Source organism: Streptococcus oralis, assembly GCF_019929345.1.
In the GTDB taxonomy this organism is placed as follows: Bacteria; Bacillota; Bacilli; order Lactobacillales; family Streptococcaceae; genus Streptococcus.
In genome coordinates this window covers 302,420-326,331 of sequence record NZ_JAHZPJ010000001.1, presented here as the reverse complement: position 1 = coordinate 326,331, position 23,912 = coordinate 302,420, and the positions used below count along the sequence as shown (strand labels likewise).

The 23,912-nt window shown below is 40.9% G+C and carries 21 protein-coding genes and 1 pseudogene; 17 read left to right on the top strand and 5 right to left on the bottom strand.

Annotated features, from left to right (window positions below; genetic code table 11):
* Positions 1–10 precede the first annotated feature (10 nt).
* Together gtfA and gtfB are read left to right on the top strand one after the other, a co-directional pair.
* A complete protein-coding gene (gene gtfA, locus K1I97_RS01685) occupies positions 11–1,540 on the top strand; it encodes an accessory Sec system glycosyltransferase GtfA (protein ID WP_223330920.1) in 1,530 nt (509 codons plus the stop codon).
* Between the two features lie 30 nt (positions 1,541–1,570).
* Complete coding sequence (gtfB, locus tag K1I97_RS01680; RefSeq protein WP_223330921.1) at positions 1,571–2,899, top strand: accessory Sec system glycosylation chaperone GtfB; 1,329 nt, start codon at positions 1,571–1,573, stop codon at positions 2,897–2,899.
* 234 nt (positions 2,900–3,133) lie between these two features.
* Here the strand turns inward: gtfB and K1I97_RS01675 are convergent, their stop codons facing one another.
* Positions 3,134–3,493 (bottom strand): DUF3397 domain-containing protein, encoded by a 360-nt coding sequence (locus tag K1I97_RS01675; RefSeq protein WP_223330922.1) that lies wholly within the window; start codon positions 3,491–3,493, stop codon positions 3,134–3,136.
* A gap of 91 nt (positions 3,494–3,584) precedes the next feature.
* Between K1I97_RS01675 and K1I97_RS01670 the strand changes: the two genes are divergently transcribed.
* The 9 genes from K1I97_RS01670 (at position 3,585) to K1I97_RS01630 (ending at position 12,620) form a co-directional block, all read left to right on the top strand.
* Positions 3,585–4,541 (top strand): TIGR01212 family radical SAM protein, encoded by a 957-nt coding sequence (locus tag K1I97_RS01670; RefSeq protein WP_223330923.1) that lies wholly within the window; start codon positions 3,585–3,587, stop codon positions 4,539–4,541.
* Positions 4,525–5,082, top strand: a complete 558-nt coding sequence (locus K1I97_RS01665) for a tRNA (mnm(5)s(2)U34)-methyltransferase (protein WP_223330924.1) — start codon at positions 4,525–4,527, stop codon at positions 5,080–5,082. The genes K1I97_RS01670 and K1I97_RS01665 overlap by 17 nt, the downstream gene beginning before the upstream one ends.
* Positions 5,075–5,329 (top strand): hypothetical protein, encoded by a 255-nt coding sequence (locus K1I97_RS01660; protein ID WP_000361094.1) that lies wholly within the window; start codon positions 5,075–5,077, stop codon positions 5,327–5,329. The genes K1I97_RS01665 and K1I97_RS01660 overlap by 8 nt, the downstream gene beginning before the upstream one ends.
* Before the next feature lie 11 nt (positions 5,330–5,340).
* The gene (locus K1I97_RS01655) at positions 5,341–7,395 is read left to right on the top strand and encodes a cation:proton antiporter (RefSeq protein ID WP_223330925.1); all 2,055 of its coding nucleotides are present in this window, start codon (positions 5,341–5,343) and stop codon (positions 7,393–7,395) included.
* A 29-nt stretch (positions 7,396–7,424) separates the two neighbouring features.
* Positions 7,425–8,285, top strand: coding sequence for a YihY/virulence factor BrkB family protein (locus K1I97_RS01650; protein WP_223330926.1), 861 nt, complete (start codon positions 7,425–7,427; stop codon positions 8,283–8,285).
* A 362-nt stretch (positions 8,286–8,647) separates the two neighbouring features.
* A complete protein-coding gene (locus tag K1I97_RS01645; protein ID WP_223330927.1) occupies positions 8,648–9,907 on the top strand; it encodes a UDP-N-acetylglucosamine 1-carboxyvinyltransferase in 1,260 nt (419 codons plus the stop codon).
* 15 nt (positions 9,908–9,922) lie between these two features.
* Complete coding sequence (locus tag K1I97_RS01640) at positions 9,923–10,474, top strand: GNAT family N-acetyltransferase (RefSeq protein WP_223330928.1); 552 nt, start codon at positions 9,923–9,925, stop codon at positions 10,472–10,474.
* Entirely contained in the window at positions 10,467–11,744 is a 1,278-nt protein-coding gene (gene spxR, locus K1I97_RS01635; protein WP_223330929.1) for a CBS-HotDog domain-containing transcription factor SpxR, read from the top strand. The genes K1I97_RS01640 and spxR overlap by 8 nt, the downstream gene beginning before the upstream one ends.
* Positions 11,745–11,759: 15 nt before the next feature.
* Positions 11,760–12,620, top strand: a complete 861-nt coding sequence (locus tag K1I97_RS01630) for a methionyl aminopeptidase (RefSeq protein WP_000631551.1) — start codon at positions 11,760–11,762, stop codon at positions 12,618–12,620.
* Between the two features lie 71 nt (positions 12,621–12,691).
* Here the strand turns inward: K1I97_RS01630 and K1I97_RS01625 are convergent.
* Positions 12,692–13,377, bottom strand: a pseudogene (locus K1I97_RS01625) (transposase).
* A 344-nt stretch (positions 13,378–13,721) separates the two neighbouring features.
* Here K1I97_RS01625 and K1I97_RS01620 point away from each other — a divergent pair.
* The 3 genes from K1I97_RS01620 to ftsY are packed head-to-tail and all read left to right on the top strand — an operon-like array spanning position 13,722 to position 16,618.
* Positions 13,722–14,513: a Cof-type HAD-IIB family hydrolase gene (locus tag K1I97_RS01620; RefSeq protein WP_223330930.1), complete on the top strand. Its 792-nt coding sequence runs from the start codon at positions 13,722–13,724 to the stop codon at positions 14,511–14,513.
* The gene (locus K1I97_RS01615) at positions 14,513–15,331 is read left to right on the top strand and encodes a Cof-type HAD-IIB family hydrolase (RefSeq protein WP_223330931.1); all 819 of its coding nucleotides are present in this window, start codon (positions 14,513–14,515) and stop codon (positions 15,329–15,331) included. Before K1I97_RS01620 ends, K1I97_RS01615 begins: the two co-directional genes overlap by 1 nt.
* 3 nt (positions 15,332–15,334) lie before the next feature.
* Positions 15,335–16,618 carry a signal recognition particle-docking protein FtsY gene (gene ftsY, locus K1I97_RS01610; RefSeq protein ID WP_223330932.1) on the top strand — a complete coding sequence of 428 codons (1,284 nt, stop codon included), beginning with the start codon at positions 15,335–15,337 and terminating at the stop codon, positions 16,616–16,618.
* Between the two features lie 44 nt (positions 16,619–16,662).
* On the opposite strand, the gene zwf is transcribed toward ftsY, so the two are convergent.
* The 3 genes from zwf to K1I97_RS01595 all read right to left on the bottom strand — a co-directional run bounded on the left by zwf (position 16,663) and on the right by K1I97_RS01595 (position 20,488).
* Positions 16,663–18,150 (bottom strand): glucose-6-phosphate dehydrogenase, encoded by a 1,488-nt coding sequence (zwf, locus tag K1I97_RS01605; protein ID WP_223330933.1) that lies wholly within the window; start codon positions 18,148–18,150, stop codon positions 16,663–16,665.
* 149 nt (positions 18,151–18,299) lie between these two features.
* Positions 18,300–19,040: an amino acid ABC transporter ATP-binding protein gene (locus tag K1I97_RS01600; RefSeq protein ID WP_223330934.1), complete on the bottom strand. Its 741-nt coding sequence runs from the start codon at positions 19,038–19,040 to the stop codon at positions 18,300–18,302.
* A complete protein-coding gene (locus K1I97_RS01595) occupies positions 19,040–20,488 on the bottom strand; it encodes an amino acid ABC transporter substrate-binding protein/permease (protein ID WP_223330935.1) in 1,449 nt (482 codons plus the stop codon). Before K1I97_RS01595 ends, K1I97_RS01600 begins: the two co-directional genes overlap by 1 nt.
* 178 nt (positions 20,489–20,666) lie before the next feature.
* On the opposite strand from K1I97_RS01595, the gene K1I97_RS01590 reads away from it, so the two are divergent.
* From K1I97_RS01590 to K1I97_RS01580, 3 genes are read left to right on the top strand one after another with little or no spacing between them, the layout of a single operon-like run.
* Positions 20,667–21,293: a hypothetical protein gene (locus tag K1I97_RS01590; protein WP_223330936.1), complete on the top strand. Its 627-nt coding sequence runs from the start codon at positions 20,667–20,669 to the stop codon at positions 21,291–21,293.
* Positions 21,283–23,271 carry an excinuclease ABC subunit UvrB gene (gene uvrB / locus K1I97_RS01585; RefSeq protein WP_223330937.1) on the top strand — a complete coding sequence of 663 codons (1,989 nt, stop codon included), beginning with the start codon at positions 21,283–21,285 and terminating at the stop codon, positions 23,269–23,271. The genes K1I97_RS01590 and uvrB overlap by 11 nt, the downstream gene beginning before the upstream one ends.
* 14 nt (positions 23,272–23,285) lie before the next feature.
* A complete protein-coding gene (locus K1I97_RS01580; protein ID WP_223330938.1) occupies positions 23,286–23,912 on the top strand; it encodes an NAD(P)H-dependent oxidoreductase in 627 nt (208 codons plus the stop codon).

Here is a 23,912-nt window from a genome sequence, read left to right as displayed (position 1 = left end):
GATATGGTTTATGACGATATATAACATCAACTTAGGAATAGGTTGGGCAAGTAGCGGGGTTGAGTATGCACAAATTTATCGTGCAAAATTGCTTCGCAGCGTGGGCTTAGATGCAAAATTCATCTTTATGGATTTTATTTCAGCCGATAATATTGAACATTTGACGAAGAACATCGGCTTTGAGGATTCGGAGGTTATTTGGCTCTATCAGTATTTTACAGACGTTAAAATTGCTCCAACAACCTATACTCTAGCACATGTTTTAGCTAGTTTTGATAGAGAACCTCTAGAAATCGTCCGTAATCCTGAGAATAAGACCTTTCGAGTCATGTTTGGTGATAATGATTTCGTAACGTGCTATTCTTGCGATATGGATAATGAACTGATTGAGCGGGCAGAGATTGTTTCGCGTGGCTGTCTCATTCAGAAAGAATATTATACTTATACCAAAAACTTTATTGAATACTATAGTCCTGTAGATGGTCGGGCTCGTCTTTACCAACGGACTTGGCTCAATGAAGATGGTAGTGTGGCTTACGAAGAGATTATCGATGAAGTAGACGGTAAGCAAGAAACGCAAGTTTATCGTTTTCCAGATCAGGTCTTCTACTCCAAGCAGGAGTTTGTTGCTCATTTCATGAGAAGTTTGAAGTTAACAGACAAGGATTTACTGATTCTAGACCGAGAGACAGATATTGGCCAGCCAATCTTCGCCAATAAGGGGGCTGCCAAACTAGCTGTCATCGTTCATGCAGACCACTTCAGTGAAAATCCCGCAGAAAAAGAGTATATCTTATGGAATAATTACTACGAGTATCAATTTGAATACGCAGAAGAAGTGGACTACATCATCAACTCGACGGATGCTCAAACAGAGCTGCTGAAAGAGCAGTTTGCTCAGTATACCGACATCAAACCGAAGAATATTTTAACTATTCCTGTGGGCAGCTTGGATCAGCTGCGTCAACCAGAAGGTCAGCGTAAACCTTTTGGTTTGATGACAGCTTCTCGTTTGGCCAGTGAAAAGCATATCGATTGGCTGATTCACTCTGTAGTGAAGGCGCATGAGCAATTACCGGAAATCACCTTTGATATTTATGGCACCGGTGGTGAGGAAGCTATGCTGCGGAAGCTGATTGCGGATCTGCAAGCAGAAGAGTATATTCGACTGATGGGGCATCATCATATGGCGGATATTTACAAAAATTATTCCGCTTATCTAACGGCATCTACAAGTGAAGGTTTTGGTCTGACTCTGTTGGAAGCAGTAGGTTCTGGCCTGCCCATCATTGGCTTTGATGTTCGTTATGGTAATCCGACCTTTATCCGCGATGGAGAAAATGGCTACCTGATTCCTAAGGCTCGTCCAGATGATCTAGAGGCCATGACGACAGAGTACGCAGAAAAGATTGTTCAGCTATTAACTCAACATTCTCAGGAAGATTTGTCCCGTGTATCCTATGAGGTAGCTGAGCCTTACCTTGATGAGCATATTGCCCAGCGCTGGTCTGATCTTGTCCAATCGGCTCAGACCAACTAAGTAGGATTCAGAAAGAAAGGCATAACCACTATGATTTGTTTGTTTGACCGCTATGATCAAGCAAGTTTTGATTTGTTACGTTCATTAAAAGCAACAGGACTTGATTGTCCTGTTGTTGTTGTACAAGACGATGGCTATCTTTCACCAGATGTCGAGTCTCCTTACAGTTATTTCACGGGAGATTTGGATACACCAGAAGGCCGGCCGATTTATTTTAATCTTGTCCCTAAACCGCACCTATGGGAGATTCGCTCCAGCAATGTAAATGGCGAAATCTTGGATATGGGCAAGAAGCGTGCCAATATTTTCTATCGCCAACCGACACATGAAAGACGTGTTCGGGCTGTCGAATGGCTGGATACAGAGGGGCAGGTTCGAGCAGCAGATATCTACAATCGTAAAGGACGGCTTTTTGCACAAATAACCTACGACCAGACACAACGTCCGACCCATACTCGTTATTTTGACCAGAGCAATGTCGTGGTCATTATGGAGAATCATCTGACTGGTGATATCATCCTGACACTGGAGGGCAAGCGTCATATTTTTAAATCCAAACAAGAATTTGTCATCTTTTATTTGCAATATCGTGGATATGATACAGATCGTATTATTTATAATTCGCTAGCAACCCCCTTCTTGGTGGCCTATTCTCTTTCTCCTAAAAATGGTCGTGCAGAGGATGTTCTTTTCTGGCAAGAGCCTATCGGAGAAGAGTTACCAGGTAATATGGTAGCGGCTATGAAGCTGAATGATCGAAATGTTCGTATTGTTGTCCAAGACAAGCAGGTATATGAAAAAATTCAAAACTTGGTGGCTCCTGAAGAAAAAAGTTATTTCCACAATCTTGGTTATATTTATGATTACCAACGCCTTAATAACATGAATCCGGAAGCTCTGATTTTGACCAATAGCGATCAGCTTGAGAAGATTGAAGAGCTTGTGACCAAGTTACCAAATGTTCATTTTCATATTGGAGCGATTACAGAAATGTCCAGCCATCTAATGGAACTAAATCATTTCGTAAATGTTTCGCTCTATCCAAATATTCGTCCGGGCAAGGTTGCAGAGCTTTTTGAGAGATGTGACTTGTATCTAGATATCAATATCAGCGATGAAATCCTCAATGCTTGTCGCACAGCTTTTGAGAACAACATGCTGATTCTCAGTTTCACAAATACTTGTCATAGTCGTCGATTTATTGCGGATGATCACATTTACGCGCCAGAAAATGTTTCAGGCATGGTGGATAAGATTCAAAGTGTCCTTGCCCACTCATCAGAGATGGAAGCAGCACTTACTAGACAGAAACAGGCTGCTAATCAGGCTAGTTTGGAGCAATATAGAGCTATCTTTTAATTGTAAGATACCTTATATTGGCTGCAAAATGGATTTTAGAGAGGATGATGGTCCTCTCTTTTTTGTGTGAAGAAACGAGAAGAGTTTTTAGGATTATTTTATTTGAAAGGCTTCATAAATGGACGAGGAGGCAGCTGTTATTCTTTTGGGAATATACGAAAATTCCCCGCACGGCCACTAGGGAAATAATTTCCTAGTAGCTATACGAGGAGTAGGATAATGAGATTTGAGAAATCATGTTAGCAAGATTAACTCTATAATCATAGCGATATAGAGAACTAAGGTTAGGAGAAAACCGGCTCTCCAGAAGAATTTGATAAATTTAGGGTAGTAAAAGCTTCGTTTTTTGACGAGGAAAAAGACTACAAGGAGGATGGCTAGGAGAGAAAGTGCAACACCAAGTCGCGGTAAAAAGTTGTGGGTAAAGGCTTTGGCAGTGATAAGGTAATACTCAAATACCAAAAGTGGAAAAGCTAGATCCGCAAAGTTCAGTCCTATTTTTTTCACTTTAAAAAGTTTTGTTACAATGATGGAGACCACGAGGGTTAATACCAACAATAAAGTAGCTGCTATTTTCATTAAAATCATACCCATATTGTATCATAAAAAAACGCTAAAGGAAATGGGAAACAAGGGAATTTATAGGAAAGTCAAGCTTTTGAGATTGTGGGTGTTTTTTGTTATAATGAAAGTTATGAAATCTTACAATACCTTGAATGATTATTATCGAAAACTTTTTGGAGAAAAGACTTTTAAAGTTCCTATCGATGCGGGGTTTGACTGTCCAAATCGCGATGGAACTGTGGCTCATGGGGGCTGTACCTTTTGTACGGTTTCTGGTTCTGGAGATGCCATCGTGGCACCGGATGCCCCTATCCGTGAGCAATTTTATAAGGAAATTGACTTTATGCACCGTAAGTGGCCAGACGTTAAAAAGTATCTAGTTTATTTCCAAAACTTTACCAACACCCATGAAAAGGTGGAAGTGATTCGGGAGCGATATGAGCAGGCTATCAACGAGCCAGGTGTAGTAGGGATCAATATCGGAACACGGCCAGACTGTTTACCCGATGAAACCATCGAATATTTGGCTGAGTTGTCGGAGCGTATGCATGTGACGGTAGAATTGGGCCTGCAGACCACTTATGAAGCAACCTCTGACCTGATTAACCGTGCCCATTCTTATGAATTGTACGTGGAAACGGTCAAGCGCTTGAGGAAATATCCCAAGATTGAGATTGTTTCCCATTTGATCAACGGGCTGCCTGGGGAAACTCATGAGATGATGGTTGAAAATGTTCGTCGCTGTGTCACAGATAATGATATTCAAGGAATTAAACTGCACTTGCTTCACCTCATGACCAATACACGGATGCAGCGAGATTACCATGAGGGACGCTTGCAACTGATGAGTCAGGATGAGTATGTCAAGGTCATTTGTGATCAACTGGAAATCATCCCCAAGCATATCGTCATCCATCGAATCACAGGAGATGCACCTAGAGATATGCTGATTGGTCCCATGTGGAGCCTCAATAAATGGGAAGTTTTGAATAGCATAGAGAATGAGATGCAACGCCGCGGAAGTGTGCAAGGATGCAAGGCTGTAAAACAGGAGTTTAAAAATGAAAAGACCACTTGAGATGGCACATGATTTTTTGGCGGAAGTTGTGACTCAGGATGATATCGTAGTGGATGCGACCATGGGCAATGGCCATGATACCCTTTTTCTAGCCAAGTTAGCCAAGCAAGTCTATGCCTTTGATATCCAGGAGCAGGCTTTGGAGAAAACCCAAGAGCGTTTGGATCAGGCTGGAATGACAAATGTCCAGTTAATCTTGCAAGGTCATGAGACACTAGACCAGTTTGTGACAGAAGCTAAGGCAGGGATTTTTAATCTGGGTTATCTGCCTTCTGCTGACAAATCCGTCATCACCCAACCTCAGACTACTATCGAAGCATTAGAGAAGCTGTGCCATTTGCTTGTCAAGGGGGGACGGATTGCTATCATGATCTACTATGGTCATGAAGGAGGAGATACTGAGAGGGATGCTGTATTGGATTTTGTTAGCCAGTTGAACCAACAAGAGTATACAGCTGCCATTTATCGGACTCTCAACCAAGTTAACAATCCACCGTTTTTAGTTATGATTGAGAAATTAGAAAGATATAGACATGGATAAGCAATACCTACGTGAGAAGTTAGAGGCAATGCGCCAAAATTTTGTTGAGTCAACGCATCACGAGCGAGCAGTCGGGGTGCTCGACGAAGCACATATGAGCAAGAAAATGCTTAAAATTAAGAAAAAATTAGTGGCTCTTGAAATGGAACGGTGCCAGAAAAAAATTGAGCACAAAGACTGTTCTAAGATTGATCAGAAAATCCAAGAGCAAAAGGAGATTTTTGAATCTTGTTGTAAAAAAGATTAAGGAGGAATTGTATGGAATTACTCATTTACTTGATTCTATTTTTATTTGTCTTAATCATTTCAACTACGACCAATAAACTTCTCCCTTTTTTGCCCCTTCCTCTTGTACAAATCCTTTTGGGGATTGGGATTGGCTTATTTGTTCCTGATGCGGATTTTCATCTCAATACAGAGCTGTTTCTGGCCATGGTTATTGGCCCCTTACTTTTCCGAGAGGCAGAAGAAGCGGATATTACGTCCATTTTGAAGCATTGGCGGATTGTCGTCTTTCTGATTTTCCCTGTGATTTTTATCTCGACTTTAAGCTTGGGGGGCATGGCTCACTTCCTTTGGATGACTCTTCCTTTAGCTGCCTGTTTAGCAGTTGGAGCGGCACTTGGCCCAACAGATTTGGTTGCCTTTGCATCTCTGTCTGAACGTTTTCGTTTTCCCAAACGGGTTTCTAATATCCTAAAAGGGGAAGGACTCTTGAATGACGCTTCTGGTTTGGTTGCCTTTCAGATGGCTCTTGCTGCTTGGACAACAGGAACTTTTTCTATTGGTCAGGCTGGAAAGTCCTTGGTTCTCTCTATTCTGGGTGGCTTTATAGTTGGTTTTGTAACGGCTATGGTCAATCGTTTCTTGCATACATTTCTACTGAGTGTAAGAGCGATAGATATAGCCAGTGAACTATTGCTAGAGCTAAGTTTGCCACTCATGACCTTTTTTATCGCAGAAGAGTTTCATGTTTCAGGGATTATCGCAGTAGTGGTTGCAGGTATTTTGAAGGCCAGTCGCTTTAAGAAAATTACGCTCCTTGAGGCTCAGGTGGACACCGTGACGGAGACCGTTTGGCACACCGTGACCTTTATGCTAAACGGATCAGTCTTTGTTCTCTTGGGAATGGAATTAGAGTTGATAGCGGAGCCAATTTTGTCTAATTCTCTCTACAATCCCCTTCTTTTACTGCTTTCAGTTGTCGTGCTGACCTTCTTGCTCTTTGCGATCCGCTTTGTCATGATTGCTGGTTTTTACTTTGTGAGGACGCGTCGACTTAAGAAAAAAATTCATAAGTACATGAAAGATATGCTTCTTTTGACCTTCTCTGGTGTCAAAGGGACAGTATCTATCGCGACTATTCTCCTCATACCAAGTCATTTGGAGCAGGAATATCCTCTGTTACTCTTCCTAGTAGCAGGCGTTACATTGTTAAGTTTTTTAACAGGTTTATTAGTCCTCCCTCACTTATCTGAGGAACAAGAGGAAAGCAAGGATCATTTGATGCATATTGCGATTTTGAATGATGTAGCTGCAGAATTAGAAAAAGAACTGGACCATCACAAGAATAAACTTCCTCTTTATGCAGCTATTGATAATTATCATGGTCGGATTGAAAACCTCATCCTTAGTCTGGAAAATAAGAGAGTCCAAGAGGACTGGGAGTCCCTCAAGCTTCTTATCTTGAGTATTGAGAGTGACGGTTTGGAGCAAGCCTACGAAGAAAATAGAATCAGTGAGCGTGGCTATCGAGTTTACCAACGTTACCTAAAAAACATGGAGCAGAGTATCAATCGGAATTTCGCTTCTAGAGTGACTTATTACTTCCTAGTTTCTTTACGGATACTGCGCTTTCTACTCCATGAAATGTTTACCTTTGGCAAAACTTTCCGTAGTTGGATGAATGAAGAATCTCGTAAACTACTAGCAGTTGACTATGATCAGATTTCAGAGTTGTATTTGGAAAATACAGAGCTGATTATCGAGAGTTTGGAAAACCTCAAAGGGGTTTACAAGAGTTCTCTGATTAGCTTTATGCAAGAGTCTCGTCTACGCGAGACGGCCATTATCGGAAGTGGTGCCTTTGTTGAGCGGGTTATCAATCGCATCAAGCCAAACAATATCGATGAAATGCTACGAGGCTACTATCTCGAACGTAAGACAATCTTTGAATACGAAGAAGCTAAACTGATAACAGCCAAGTATGCCAAAAAATTACGCCAAAATGTGAATAACTTAGAGAATTATTCTCTGAAAGAGGCCGCAAATACTTTACCTTATGATATGCTAGATTTAATCAGAAGAACTTAGATGATGAAGAAAATGACGGAGGATGGAACATGAAAAAGTGGTGGAAAGAGCTGATGGACAGGCCCTTATTGAAAGCTTTTTTGCATTATTATCAAGCATCTGATAGCGAGTTGACCAGTGTTGCGGTTGCCTACTATTGGTTGATTTCAATCTTTCCTTTGCTAATGATAATGGTCAATATTTTGCCTTATTTTCAGATTCCGGTCTCAAATTTCTTACTGACAATCAAGGAATTTTTACCTGATACAGTGTATGATGTGGTCGCCAAGATTGTCCGAGAAGTTCTGACTCAACCATCGACTGGTTTGCTGAGTTTTGCTGTTTTATCTGCCCTCTGGACCTTTTCGAAATCAATGGATTTCCTTCAAAAAGCCTTTAATAAAGCCTATGGGGTGACCAAAAGTCGAGGAATTATCTCCCATCAGTTGATGAGTTTGCTTGTTAGCCTCGGCTTGCAGATTCTTTTTGCCTTGGCCTTGTTTTTGAGTATGTTTGGTCGTATGTTGCTCAACCTCCTCAAAACCTACTGGCAATCAGACAGTCCGCTGTTCTCTTACCTGCAAGACTTTACAGGCCCTCTTGTCTATGCCTTGATCTTTGCCATTCTAGTCATGATTTACTATTTCCTTCCAAAAGTAAAAGCACCACGAATTCGCTATGTTTTACCAGGAAGTGTCTTTGTCTTGCTGACTCTTATCTTTTTATTGAATATCTTTTCTGTTTATTTTAACAACTATGTCAATCACCTAGTGGATGTCCGTTTTTTCAGTTCCATCATCGTGGTAGTCATGATGTTCTGGTTTATTCTTATTGCAAAGATTTTGATTATCGGAGCAATTATCAATGCCAGTGTGCAGAGCTTAAGAGATCCGAGCTTTAGAATAGATTAACTTATTAGATTAAAAAAAAATTAAGTTTTAAGAATCTGTGAAAATTTTATGATGAGGTTAGATACTCAGCCTTTAAAATTGAATCTTCCAACTGACTTAAGGATAGACCTTCATTTTAAATAGAGCGAGAAGATTTTTTGTCAAATGGAAGTGAATTAATAACAGAAATGTGATGTAATGATACAATAAAAGAAAGGTGTTTGACATGTAATATCACTATTCGTTTGAGAAGTGGTTATTGCAGAATGGACTATAGAAGATAAAATGAAGACTAATTTTAATGAACAGGAATGGGAAAAATAAGAGAACTATGGTATAATAGAATGTAAAGACCTTTTTAGTAAATTTTGAAAGAGTATAACATGAGAAAAATTGTCATAAATGGTGGACTTCCATTGCAAGGTGAGATCACCATTAGTGGTGCTAAAAATAGTGTTGTAGCATTAATTCCTGCTATTATACTGGCAGATGATATCGTCACCTTGGATTGTGTCCCAGATATTTCAGACGTTGCTAGTCTTGTCGAAATTATGGAAATCATGGGAGCGAAAGTAAAACGCTACGATGATGTTTTGGAGATTGATCCTAGAGGCGTTCAAAATATTCCTATGCCTTATGGCAAGATCAATAGCCTTCGTGCATCTTATTATTTCTATGGAAGTCTGTTAGGTCGCTTTGGTGAAGCTACAGTTGGACTTCCTGGTGGATGTGATTTGGGACCTCGTCCGATTGACCTTCACTTAAAAGCTTTTGAAGCCATGGGTGCTAAGGTCAGCTATGAGGGAGATAATATGAATTTATCTGCCCAAGGTACGGGGCTTCATGGCGCAAGTATTTACATGGATACCGTCAGCGTTGGTGCAACGATTAACACCATGATTGCTGCAGTAAAAGCTAAGGGACGTACTGTCATTGAAAATGCGGCTCGTGAACCGGAAATTATCGATGTTGCTACCCTTTTGAACAACATGGGAGCCCACATTCGTGGCGCGGGGACTGATATTATCATTATTGATGGTGTTGAGAAACTTCATGGAACACGTCATCAAGTTATTCCAGACCGTATCGAAGCTGGAACCTATATTTCACTTGCTGCAGCGGTTGGTAAAGGAATTCGTATTAACAACGTTCTCTATGAACACTTAGAAGGCTTTATCGCTAAACTAGAAGAAATGGGCGTTCGCATGACAGTCTCTGAGGATAGTATCTTCGTTGAAGAACAGTCTGATTTGAAGGCTATTAATATCAAAACAGCTCCCTATCCAGGGTTTGCAACCGATTTGCAACAACCAATCACACCACTTTTACTAACTGCCCAAGGTCGTGGTACCATTATTGATACCATTTACGAAAAACGTGTCAATCATGTTTTTGAGTTAGCAAAAATGGATGCGGATATTACGACTACAAATGACCATATTTTCTACACTGGTGGGCGAACTCTACATGGTGCCAAGGTGAAAGCTACAGATCTTCGTGCTGGTGCTGCACTTGTCATCGCTGGTTTGATGGCTCAAGGCCAGACTGAAATTACAAATATTGAGTTTATCCTTCGTGGCTACTCAGATATTATTGAAAAATTACGTAGTCTTGGAGCGGATATTACACTCGTCGAAGACTAAACCGTTGAGGTGATTATGAATATTTGGACCAAATTAGCAATGTTTTCTTTCTTTGAAACGGAGCGCTTGTATTTGCGTCCTTTCTTTTTTAGTGACAGTCAAGCGTTTTACGATATTGCTTCAAACCCTGAGAATCTGCAGTTTATTTTTCCCAGTCAAGCAAGTTTGGAAGAAAGTCAGTACGCACTTGCTAACTATTTTATGAAGAATCCTCTAGGTGTTTGGGCAATCTGTAAGCAAGACAATCAGGAAATGATTGGCTCCATTAAATTTGAAAAGATTGATGAAATCAAAAAAGAAGCAGAAATTGGATATTTCTTAAGGAAGGATTCTTGGTCACAAGGTTTTATGACAGAGGCTGTTACCAGGCTTTGTCAACTTTCTTTTGAAGAATTTGGTTTAAAACAATTATCCATCATCACCCATCTGGAGAATCAAGCTAGTCAAAAAGTAGCCTTAAAATCGGGCTTTAGCCTCGTACGACAGTTTAAGGGGAGCGATCGCTATACACGAAAAATGAGGGACTATCTTGAATTTCGATACATAAAAGGAGAATTCAATGAGTAAACACCAGGAAATCTTAAGTTATCTGGAAGAGTTGCCAATAGGAAAACGTGTCAGCGTTCGTAGCATTTCCAATCACCTAGGTGTTAGTGATGGAACAGCCTACCGAGCTATCAAAGAAGCTGAAAATCGTGGAATTGTAGAAACCCGTCCTCGTAGTGGAACCATTCGTGTTAAATCTCAGAAAGTGGCTATTGAGAGACTAACCTATGCTGAAATTGCTGAAGTCACCTCCTCTGAAGTTTTAGCTGGTCAGGAAGGGCTTGAGAGAGAGTTTAGCAAATTCTCCATTGGGGCTATGACAGAGCAGAATATCTTGTCCTATCTGAATGATGGTGGTTTATTAATCGTCGGAGACCGTACTCGTATTCAACTTCTGGCTTTGGAAAATGAAAATGCGGTCCTCGTAACCGGTGGATTTCATGTGCACGAGGATGTACTGAAACTTGCTAATCAGAAAGGAATTCCTGTTTTACGAAGCAAGCATGATACCTTTACAGTTGCGACCATGATCAACAGAGCCTTGTCAAATGTGCAGATTAAGACAGATATTTTAACAGTTGAAAAGCTCTATCGTCCTAGTCATGAGTATGGTTTTTTGAGAGAAACGGATACAGTAAAAGACTATCTAGACTTGGTCCGTAAGAACAGAAGTAGTCGTTTCCCAGTCATTAATCAGCACCAAGTGGTTGTGGGGGTTGTTACCATGCGTGATGCGGGGGACAAATCCCCTAGCACGACGATTGATAAGGTGATGACGCGCAGCATTTTCGTGACAGGATTAGCGACCAATATTGCCAATGTCAGTCAACGGATGATAGCAGAAGACTTTGAGATGGTTCCGGTAGTGAGAAGCAATCAAACTTTGCTCGGGGTGATTACAAGACGAGATGTCATGGATAAGATGAGTCGCTCTCAGGTTTCGGCTTTGCCGACTTTTTCAGAGCAAATCGGGCAAAAGTTGTCTTATCATCACGACGAAGTTGTGATTACAGTTGAGCCCTTTATGCTTGAGAAAAACGGAGTTTTGGCAAATGGTGTTCTTGCTGAAATTTTAACCCACATGACACAGGATTTGGTGGCAAATAGCAGACGCAATTTAATCATTGAGCAGATGCTAATTTACTTCTTACAAGCTGTTCAGATAGATGATACTTTGCGGATTCAGGCACGTATTATTCACCACACGAGACGTTCGGCTATTATTGATTATGATATTTATCATGGTCATCAGATTGTATCAAAAGCAAACGTTACAGTTAAAATCAATTAGAATCTAGGAGAAAAAATGATAACTTTAAAATCAGCACGTGAAATCGAAGCCATGGACAAGGCTGGTGATTTCCTAGCAAGTATCCATATCGGCTTACGTGATTTGATTAAGCCAGGCGTGGATATGTGGGAAGTTGAAGAGTACGTTCGTCGACGTTGTAAAGAGGAAAATTTCCTTCCTCTACAGATTGGCGTGGATGGCGCAGTCATGGATTATCCCTATGCCACTTGTTGCTCTCTCAATGACGAAGTTGCTCATGCTTTTCCACGTCATTACATCTTGAAAGATGGAGATTTGCTCAAGGTTGATATGGTTTTGGGAGGCCCTATTGCCAAATCAGACCTCAATGTCTCTAAACTCAACTTCAACAATGTTGAACAAATGAAAAAATACACCCAAAACTATACTGGCGGTCTAGCAGATTCATGTTGGGCTTATGCGGTTGGTACACCATCTGAAGAAGTGAAAAACCTGATGGACGTAACCAAGGAAGCTATGTATATAGGGATTGAGCAAGCTGTTGTCGGCAATCGTATCGGTGATATCGGTGCAGCCATTCAGGAATATGCCGAAAGTCGCGGTTACGGTGTCGTACGTGATTTGGTTGGTCACGGTGTCGGTCCAACTATGCACGAAGAGCCAATGGTTCCTAACTACGGTATTGCAGGTCGTGGACTCCGTCTCCGTGAAGGAATGGTACTAACCATTGAACCCATGATCAATACTGGTGACTGGGAAATTGATACAGATATGAAGACTGGCTGGGCTCATAAGACTATAGATGGCGGCCTATCTTGTCAATATGAACACCAGTTCGTTATTACCAAAGATGGACCTGTTATCTTGACCAGTCAAGGTGAAGAAGGAACGTATTAAAAATTGTACTGACTCCCAAAAAGTTAGACAGAAAAATCAGCTCTTTGTCAACTGTAGTGAGTTGAAGTCAGCTAAGATCTAGAAAGGACGAAATTCGTCCTTTCTTTTTTGATGTTCAAAGCGATGAAAATACGGTTTTTGAAATTTTCAAAATTCCGAAAACCAAAGACATCTTGTTTGATAAGTTTGATGAAATTATTAGTAGCTTCCAATTTTGCGTTGGAATAGGGTAATTGAAGGGCGTTGATAATCTTGTCTTTATCCTTAAGAAAGGTTTTAAAGACAGTCTGAAAAAGAGGATGAATCTGCTTTAGATTGTCCTTAATGAGTCCGAATATATAATCTCTGGAAGGCGAGAAAAATCATGTTTAAAGTGAAAGTCATTGAGCTTTCGGATAAAAGTTGAAGTTGAAATGGCCAGCTGATGAGAAATATCGGTCATAGAAGTTTTTTCAATCAACTTCTGAGCAATCTTTTGGTTGATAATACGAGGAATTTGGTGATTTTTCTTGACGAGAGAAGTTTCAGCGACCATCATTTTCGAACAATGATAGTACTTGAAACGACGCTTTTCCAGAAGAATTCTGGTAGGTATACCAGTTGTTTCAAAGTAAGGAATTTTGGAAGGTTTTTGGAAGTCATATTTCTTCATTTGATTTCCGCAATCAGGACAAGACGGGGCGTCGTAGTCCGTTTTAGCAATAATTTCCTTTTCTACAACAAAATAGGTTCCATAGGAAATTTGCCTACTGCAAATATTATAGAGACTTTTCAAGTTCTAGATTACCTATAAAATATTGTCCGTTTATCTTTTTTGTTTTGTAAGAATTATCAAGAAAAATTCTCTTAGTAGGAGAGTTTTTCTGTGTTTCAACTACGATAGTATAGAGTTTAAGTTAGATGGCTGATCAGTTTTTTGTTATTTCATGATAGTGTTACGAATATTTATTGGTCTATTGGGTTAAATTAAAAACATTACTTTCTATTTCATTTATCGAAAAGACCTACTATCCAATAGCAAATCCTACTGTACTAGTCCTTTTTCAGTTTATCTATGGTATAATAGAGGATAGATTTATCAATTGGAGTACGAAGGATTTTATGATTAAACTTGTAGCAACTGATATGGATGGAACCTTTCTAGATGGAGAGGGTCGGTTTGATATGGAACGACTCAAAAACTTACTTGTTTCCTACAAGGAAAAGGGGATTTATTTTGCTGTGGCTTCGGGTCGCGGTATCTTGTCCCTGAAAAAGCTATTTGCGGATGTACGTGATGAAGTGATTTTTATAGCTGAAAATGGGAGCTATGTTGAGTTTCATGGAGAGGATATGTACGAGGCTACTATGTCTCGGGATTTTTACTTGAGTACTTTTGAAGCTTTAAAGAAATCGCCTTATTTTGATGAAAGTAAAATGCTACTGACTGGGAAAAAAGCTTGTTATGTATTGGATACAGTGGATGAGACCTATCTCATGTTTAGTCGTCACTACAATGAAAACATTCAAAAAGTAGCGAGTTTGGAAGATATCACGGATGAGATTTTTAAATTCACTACTAACTTTACAGAAGATACGATAGAAGCTGGTGAGGCCTGGGTTAACGAAAATGTTTCTGGTGTGAAAGCCATGACAACAGGTTTTGAATCCATCGATATTGTTTTGGACTATGTTGATAAGGGTGTGGCTATTGTTGAGCTGGCAAAAAAACTTGGTCTGACCATGGATCAGGTTATGGCTTTTGGCGATAATCTCAATGACCTTCATATGATGCAGGTCGTCGGGCATCCAATCGCTCCTGAAAATGCGCGACCAGAGATTTTAGAATTAGCAGAAGCAGTGATTGGTCACCATAAGGACCAGTCAGTGATGGCTTATATGGAGGGCTTGTAATGACAGATATTAAATTGATTGCACTCGATTTAGATGGAACCTTGCTGACAACGGATAAAAAGCTAACAGATCGTACCAAGGCGGTCCTCAAGGCTGCGCGTGACCGTGGCATCAAGGTCGTACTGACAACGGGACGTCCTCTAAAGGCTATGGATTTCTTTCTCCATGAGCTAGGGACTGACGGTCAGGAGGATGAGTACACGATCACCTTTAATGGTGGTCTGGTGCAGAAAAACACGGGAGAGATTCTCGATAAAACAGTCTTTTCAATCGACGATGTGGCACGCTTGTACGAGGAAACTGAAAAACTCGGACTACCGTTAGACGCCATTTCAGAAGGAACCGTCTATCAAATCCAGTCTGACCAAGAAAGTATCTATGCTAAGTTCAATCCAGCCCTGACTTTCGTACCTGTCGCTTTTGAGGATCTATCTAGTCAGATGACGTATAATAAATGTGTGACTGCTTTTGCCCAAGAACCTTTGGATGCAGCGATTCAACAGATTTCTCCAGAATTGTTTGATCAATATGAAATCTTCAAATCGCGTGAAATGCTATTGGAATGGTCCCCTAAAAACGTCCACAAGGCAACAGGTTTAGCGAAATTAATTAAACACTTGGGAATCGATCAAAGTCAAGTGATGGCTTGTGGGGACGAGGCCAATGACCTTTCCATGATTGAGTGGGCAGGTCTGGGAGTTGCCATGCAAAATGCAGTTCCAGCAGTTAAGGCAGTTGCCAATGTTATTACCCCAATGACCAACGACGAGGAAGCCGTTGCCTGGGCTATCGAAGAATACGTGCTAAAGGAGAATTAGAATATGGGATTATTTGACCGTCTATTCGGAAAAAAAGAAGAGCCGAAAATCGAAGATGTTGTAAAAGAAGCACTGGAAAATCTTGATTTGTCAGAAGAGGTTGAAGAAAGTCAAGCGGCAGTCGAAGAAACAGCGACGGACAAAGTGGAAGAAACACCAGCTCAAGAAGAACTTCCTCAGATCTCAACAGAAGAAGTTATTGAACCAGAAGCAGTCGAGGGAACTGCTCAGGAAGAGCTTGAGCTAGAATCTGATGAGCTAGAGCAAAGCCAAGAGACTGAAGAAGTTTTAGAAGAAGAAAGCCAAGAAACTGAAGAGGAACTAGCGTCTGAAGTCATAGAAGAACTTCCTCAGGTTGAAGAAAACGTTCAGGAAAAATATGACCGCAGTCTCAAGAAAACTCGTACAGGATTCGGAGCTCGCTTGAATGCCTTCTTTGCCAACTTCCGTTCAGTCGATGAAGAGTTCTTCGAGGAATTGGAAGAACTGCTCATCATGAGTGATGTCGGTGTGCAGGTCGCTTCAAACTTAACAGAAGAACTACGCTATGAAGCTAAACTCGAAAACGCTAAGAAACCAGACGCACTCCGTCGTGTCATTATCGAGAAATTGGTTGAGCTCTACGAAAAGGATGGCAACTATGATGAACAAATCCATTTCCAAGATGGTTTGACAGTCATGCTCTTTGTTGGTGTTAATGGTGTTGGGAAGACAACTTCTATCGGGAAACTAGCTCATCGCTACAAACAAGCTGGCAAGAAAGTCATGTTGGTTGCGGCAGATACCTTCCGTGCTGGAGCTGTTGCCCAGCTAGCTGAATGGGGCCGTCGTGTTGATGTTCCTGTGGTGACGGGGCCTGAAAAGGCTGATCCCGCAAGTGTGGTCTTTGATGGGATGGAACGTGCTGTAGCAGAAGGAATTGATATCCTTATGATTGATACAGCAGGTCGTCTGCAAAACAAGGACAATCTTATGGCCGAGTTGGAAAAGATTGGCCGTATTATCAAGCGTGTCGTTCCTGAAGCACCTCATGAAACCTTCCTGGCACTCGATGCCTCAACTGGACAGAATGCCCTGGTACAAGCTAAGGAATTTTCTAAGATAACACCATTGACTGGAATTGTTTTGACAAAAATTGACGGAACTGCCCGTGGTGGTGTCGTTCTGGCAATTCGTGAAGAACTCAATATCCCTGTAAAATTGATTGGTTTCGGTGAAAAAATTGATGATATCGGGGAATTTAACTCAGAAAACTTTATGAAAGGTCTCTTAGAAGGCTTGATTTAATACAAAATAAATATCCTGCAAAATTGACTTGCAGGATATTTTTGCTATTCTAAACGGCCATCTTCACGATAGGCGATATCTGGTTGCCAGGTCCATTTGGCTCCATACTTCTCAAGTAAGTCAAAGCTAGCTTGTGGTCCCATGCTTCCAGCTTTATAATCGTAGAGTGGAGCACCGTTTTCAGCCCAGAGCTCTTCGATACGGTCAATCAATTTCCAAGAAGCACTTACCTCATCCCAGTGGCTAAAATTGGTTGAGTTGTTGTTCAAGACATCGTAGATTAATTTCTCGTATGGATCTGGTGAGGCTCCAGTAGCAGTAGCGTCAGTACGGTAATCCAGAGAGCTTGGTGCCAGGTTAAATTCTTCACCGACTTGTTTCCCATTGAGGCTGAGAGAGAATCCCTCTGTTGGCTGGATGTAGATGGTCAAGATATTTGGTGCCAAAGGCTCACCAAAGATAGAGTCCATTTGCTTAAAGACGATATTGACGTGAGTGCCTTTTTCTGTCAGGCGTTTCCCTGTACGGAAGAAGAAAGGAACACCACGGAAGCGATCGCTGTCTACAAAGAAAGCACCAGAGGCAAAGGTTTCTGTTGTAGATTCAGGGTTAACGTTTGGCTCGCTACGATAGGAAATGTATTTCATGCCATCGATTTTACCAGAGCGATACTGACCACGGATAAACTGTTCTTTCAATTCTTCCTCAGTTGGATGATAGAGGTTTTTAAAGACCTTTATCTTTTCAGCACGAATCTCATCCTTTGTAAAGCTAGCTGGTTTGTCCATGGCTAGAAGAGAGAGGAGTTGGAGTGTATGGTTTTGCACCATATCACGAAGGGCACCAGATTGATCATAGTAGCCACCGCGTTCTTCGACACCCAAGCGTTCTGCAAAGGTAATCTGAACATTATCGATGTGTTCGCGATTCCAAACATTCTCAAAGATCATGTTGGCAAAACGAACAGCAAAGATACTCTGAATCATCTCTTTACCTAGGTAATGGTCGATACGGTAGATTTGCTCCTCATCAAAGGCCGCAAGGAGCTCTTCATTGAGTTTGCTAGCTGTTTCGTAGTCTGTACCAAATGGTTTCTCGACGATCAAGCGCTCAAAACCTTTGCCATCTACAATGTTTTCAGATTTGAGGTGCTTTGCAATAGTTCCAAAGAACTGAGGTGCCATAGACAAGAAGAAGAGCTTGTTGTGTTCAGCTTGGTATTTTTCGTTAAGTTCAGCTTGTAATTGACGTAGAGCAATGTAGTGTTCCGTATCATTTACATCATGGCTTTGATAGTAGAAGTGGCTAGCAAATTCTTGGGCTTGCTCGGTACTATCTGCCAAATCAAGGATGGACTCGACAACTACAGATTCAAAATATTCCTTACTCCAAGGTCTACGAGCTGTTCCGATAACTGCAAAATTCTCAGAGAGATTGCCTGATTTATAGAGTCTGAAAAGGGAAGGGTAGAGTTTGCGTTTAGCTAAATCTCCACTCGCACCGAAAATTGTAACAATAACCTTTGATGACATCTAGCTACCTAATTTCTATATTTTTTCCTAGTTGGACTAGGGATGAGATTTCCTCATTATCATAGTTTTTATTTTATCATAATTTTCAAAAAAATCAAAAAATCCAATACGTAATTAAAAAACTGTAAGGAGAACCTTACAGTTTTGTTTTATACATTTAAGACCTTTTCCAAGAATTCTTTTAGACGAGGGTGTTGTGGATTATCAAAGATTTGATCAGGTGTTCCATCTTCCAGGAATTCACCATCAGCCGTAAAGATAACACGGTTGGCTACCTGACGAGCAAATCCCATCTCGTGGGTTACGATAATCATGGTCATGCCTTGTTCCGCCAATTCCTTCATAACATTCAGTACATCTCCAACCATTTCAGGGTCAAGAGCGGAAGTTGGCTCATCAAAGAGCATGATATCAGGATTCATGGCAAGTCCACGAGCAATAGCTACACGCTGTTTCTGACCACCTGAAAGGCTATCTGGGTTAGCATTAGCCTTGTCAGCAAGACCGACTTTCTCCAGCAACTCCATCCCCAATTTTTCAGCTTCTTCTTTGGTCATTCGTTTGTGTTCAATAGGTGCAAAAGTGATATTTTCTAGGACGGACATGTGTGGGAAGAGGTTGAAGTGTTGGAAGACCATTCCAACGTTTTCGCGAACATGGTCGACATTGGTTGATTTTTCAGTCAAATCATAACCATTCACAGTGATGTGGCCACTCGTTACCTCCTCGAGAAGGTTAAGGCTACGGAGAAATGTGGATTTACCAGAACCGGAAGGACCGATGATACAGACAACATCTCCTTCATAGAACTTAGTAGTAATACCTTTTAAAACTTCGTTTTTTCCATAATACTTATGCAAATCATTTACATCAATTTTTAGTTTTGCCATTAACGAATCCTCTTTTCTAAGCGTTTCGCTAGTCTAGTCAAAAGCGTGATAATCACAAGATAGAAGATAGCAAGGATTGCATACATCTTGAAACTTTGGTAGTTACGGGCGATGATAATCTTACCAGTTTGGAAGAGTTCAACCAGACCGATAGCAGATACGATGGTTGTATCTTTAAGAGCGATAACGAATTGGTTGACGAAGTTTGGCAACATCAATTTAGTCGCTTGTGGCAAGATAATCTTACGCATGGTTTTTCCATAAGAAATACCAAGACTGCGGCTGGCTTCCATTTGCCCAACTGGAACAGCTTGAATCCCACCACGAACAATTTCAGCGATATAAGCAGCTGCATTAAGTGAGAGGGCTATGGTACCAGCTACAAAGTCGTTAATCGGACTTTGTTGGCCTGTAATGGACTCGATGAAGTTTGGAATTCCCCAGAAGATGAAGGCTGCAAGAATCATCAACGGAATACCACGAATAACGTCAACGAAAATCTCAGAGATCAGACGAAGAGATTTGTATGGGCTAACGCTAAACATACCGAAGATAATACCGATGACAATGGCAATCGCAAATGAAATGAGGGCTAAAGCAAGTGTGATTCCAAGTCCACTAAGGAGTTGTTTGTAGTTGTTTTGAAGCAAGCCCCAGATGGTCGTTTCGTCAACTGTACTTGTAGAAGTAGTTGCTGCTCCGCTAGCTAGATACTTGTCAAGAATCTTTTGGAATTCTCCGTTAGCTTTGAGGTTCGCAAGCCCCTTATTGAACATCTGGATCAATTCTGGATTGCTGCCTTTCTTAACGGCAAAGGCTGTTTCACCGATTGGGGTTCCAGCGATTGGCGTTTTCAATTTTTGCCCTTGGCTGATAGAATATTTGAGAACGGGCTCATCATCCATCACGGCATCGATAGCTCCAGTGTTGAGGCTGTCATACATAGATGAGCCATCTGAAAAAGTTTTAATCTTGTAGCCGTATTTGCTTTGATTTTCAGTAAGGAACGTTTGAGAAGCAGTTCCGTTTTTTACACCAACTGTCTTATCCTTGAGATCTTCATAAGAAGCAATGGTACTGGATTCTTTTACACCGAGAATCGTATTAGCAGTGTAGTAGGAATCAGAGAAATCAAATGTGGCTTTACGAGCGTCCGTAACAGACATACCAGCGATGATACCGTCTGCTTGTCCGGCCTGAACAGCACTGATCGCTGCATCAAACCCTGGGTTAGTAATCTCAATTTCGAAACCTTGATCTTTGGCAATAGCTTTAATCAAGTCCATGTCAATACCAGTGTACTCGTTGTTTGAATTTTGAAATACAAAAGGTGCAAAAGATGAATCACTTGCAATAATATACTTTGATTTAACAGTGTCAGCTTTTGCTATTCCTAGTGAGAAAATGGGAAATAAAATAAGCAAACATGCTAGGATTTTTTTCTTCATTTTTAGTCTCCTTTCAGGGTATTTTCAAATTATACCAGAAAACAGAAATTACGGCAACCTTTTTGTGTTTTATATGTCAGAAGATGTGACGTAAGCATAACAAAGATTGAAAATTGAGAAACAGAAAGTCTATCCTTTTTATGGTAAAATAGAAGGAGTACTTAGAAAGGAGAAAAAGATGATTGTTAAGTTTGACAGAGGCCTGCTTAAGGTTCAAATTGCATGGGGTCTGTTTTATTCTCTCAGTTCATTGTGCTTGATTATTCCTTACCTTTTAAATGATTTTTGGTATGAGAATTATTTTGGTAAAATCTTTTTCCTTTTCCTTCTTCTGCTTCCACTATATACCTGTATTTCAGCGGTAGATGGAATCATGAATTTTAGAAAAACAAAGAAATTGATAGAAGTAGATGAGCAGACCTTCACCTATTATGGGAAACTTTTTGGCCGAAAAACCTTTGAAATTCCCTTATCTGATATCGACCTTGTCATGAAAGATTGGTCAAGTCCCATAGCCGATATCAAGCGTTCATCATCCTTTCTTTATTTTTTGAAGCGGATTGAATACTTTTTTGACTACCGATCCGAATTGGATGATAAAAAAAGATACCGGGTTCTGATGATACTATTCAAAGATAGTGAGACGGCCATCAAATTCGATAAAAAACTTGGTTTTCAGTTGCCAAAGAAAAGAAAATATGTTGTAAAGAACCAAATCATACGAATTCGCGTGGATAGAGGAGAGGTTTTCTCAGACCAAGAAATGAATGACTATATAAACGAAAGGAACGGTCATGATAGATAGAAAAGTAAATAACAAATTTAAACTCGTCTCCAAATACCAACCATCGGGAGACCAACCCCAAGCAATCGAGCAGTTGGTCGATAATATCGAGGGTGGAGAGAAAGCTCAAATACTCATGGGGGCGACTGGTACTGGGAAGACCTATACCATGAGTCAGGTTATTGCCAAAGTCAATAAACCTACTTTGGTCATTGCCCATAACAAAACCCTAGCCGGTCAGCTCTATGGGGAGTTTAAGGAATTTTTCCCTGAAAATGCTGTTGAGTACTTTGTGTCCTACTATGACTATTACCAACCAGAGGCCTATGTCCCTTCGAGCGATACTTATATTGAAAAGGATAGCTCTGTCAATGACGAGATTGACAAGCTCCGCCACTCAGCGACTTCTGCTCTTTTGGAGCGTAACGATGTCATCGTTGTTGCCTCTGTCTCTTGTATCTATGGTCTGGGTTCGCCAAAGGAATACGCTGATAGTGTCGTTAGTCTTCGTCCAGGTCTTGAAATTTCTCGTGATAAACTCTTGAATGACTTGGTAGATATTCAGTTTGAACGCAATGATATTGATTTCCAACGGGGAAGATTTCGCGTACGTGGGGATGTGGTGGAGATTTTCCCAGCTTCCCGTGATGAACACGCTTTTCGAGTAGAGTTTTTCGGGGATGAGATTGACCGTATCCGTGAAGTTGAGGCTTTGACAGGTCAGGTATTGGGAGAAGTGGATCATTTGGCGATTTTCCCTGCCACTCACTTTGTGACCAATGACGAGCACATGGAAATTGCTATTGCGAAGATTCAGGCGGAGTTGGAGGAGCAGTTAGCTGTCTTTGAGAAGGAAGGTAAACTGCTAGAAGCCCAGCGTTTGAAGCAACGGACAGAGTATGATATTGAAATGTTGCGTGAGATGGGCTATACCAACGGGGTTGAAAACTACTCACGTCATATGGATGGTCGTAGCGAAGGAGAGCCTCCTTATACGCTTCTCGACTTCTTCCCAGATGATTTCTTGATCATGATTGATGAAAGTCACATGACCATGGGGCAAATAAAGGGTATGTACAATGGAGACCGTTCGCGTAAGGAAATGCTGGTTAATTATGGTTTCCGTTTGCCGTCTGCATTGGATAATCGTCCTTTACGCCGTGAGGAGTTTGAAAGTCATGTGCATCAGATTGTATACGTTTCAGCGACACCGGGTGACTATGAAAATGAACAGACCGAGACAGTGATTGAGCAAATCATTCGTCCAACAGGACTCTTGGATCCTGAAGTGGAAGTGCGCCCGACTATGGGACAGATTGATGATCTTTTGGGTGAAATCAATGCCCGTGTTGAAAAGAATGAACGAACTTTTATTACAACCTTAACCAAGAAGATGGCAGAGGACTTAACCGACTACTTCAAGGAAATGGGCATCAAGGTCAAGTACATGCACTCGGATATTAAGACCTTGGAACGAACGGAGATTATCCGTGACCTACGTTTGGGTGTCTTTGATGTCTTGGTTGGAATTAACCTGCTCCGTGAAGGGATTGACGTTCCTGAGGTAAGCTTGGTTGCCATTCTCGATGCTGATAAGGAAGGTTTCCTGCGTAACGAACGTGGCCTCATCCAGACCATTGGGCGTGCTGCCCGTAACAGCGAAGGACATGTCATCATGTATGCCGACACAATGACCCAGTCTATGCAACGTGCCATCGATGAAACGGCACGTCGTCGGAAAATCCAGATGGCTTATAATGAAGAGCATGGTATCGTACCACAGACAATCAAGAAAGAAATCCGTGACCTAATCGCCGTAACCAAGGCAGTTGCCAAGGAAGAGGATAAGGAAGTCGATATTAATAGCCTCAACAAACAAGAGCGTAAGGAACTCGTCAAAAAACTCGAAAAACAAATGCAAGAAGCCGTCGAAGTACTTGATTTTGAACTGGCAGCACAGATACGTGATATGATGTTGGAAGTCAAGTCGTTGGATTAGATAGGAGAAAACGAATGAAAATTTTAGTCATCAATGGACATCCTGACAAGGGAAGTTTCTGTCAAGAAATTTTTCGAACGATTGTAGAAAATATTGACTCAAATCATCATGAGCTTGAATCTATTAATCTAAATGAGATAGATTTTGATTCCGTATTACGTTATGGTTATCGAAAACGTATGGAAGAGGACTCCTTCATACTTCGCTCTCAGGAATTAATCCAGTGGGCAGATCATTTCATTTTTGTCTATCCAATTTGGTGGAGTAGTATGCCTAGTTTATTGAAGGGTTGGATCGATCGTGTTTTCACGCCAGGAATTGCTTACTCTGCCAATAATAAAGGAAGTTTTATTTGGAACTACTTAAGAGGTCAGCAGTTTAAAAAGTTACTAAAAGGAAAAACAGCCAGTATTTACGCAACATCAATGGCACCAACATGGTGGTACAAAGTATTTTCAGGTCCTATCAATATTCCAGACAGTTATGGAATATCAGTATTAAAGAATGCTGTCCTGAATCATTGCGGTATCAAAACAAAGAAAGTTTCAATTTTGGGTGAGTTAGGGCGTGAGGTGAATACAAATTCTACAAGACAAAAATATCTGCAAAAAGTTGCTGAGGAAGTCAAGGCGTTGGATTAG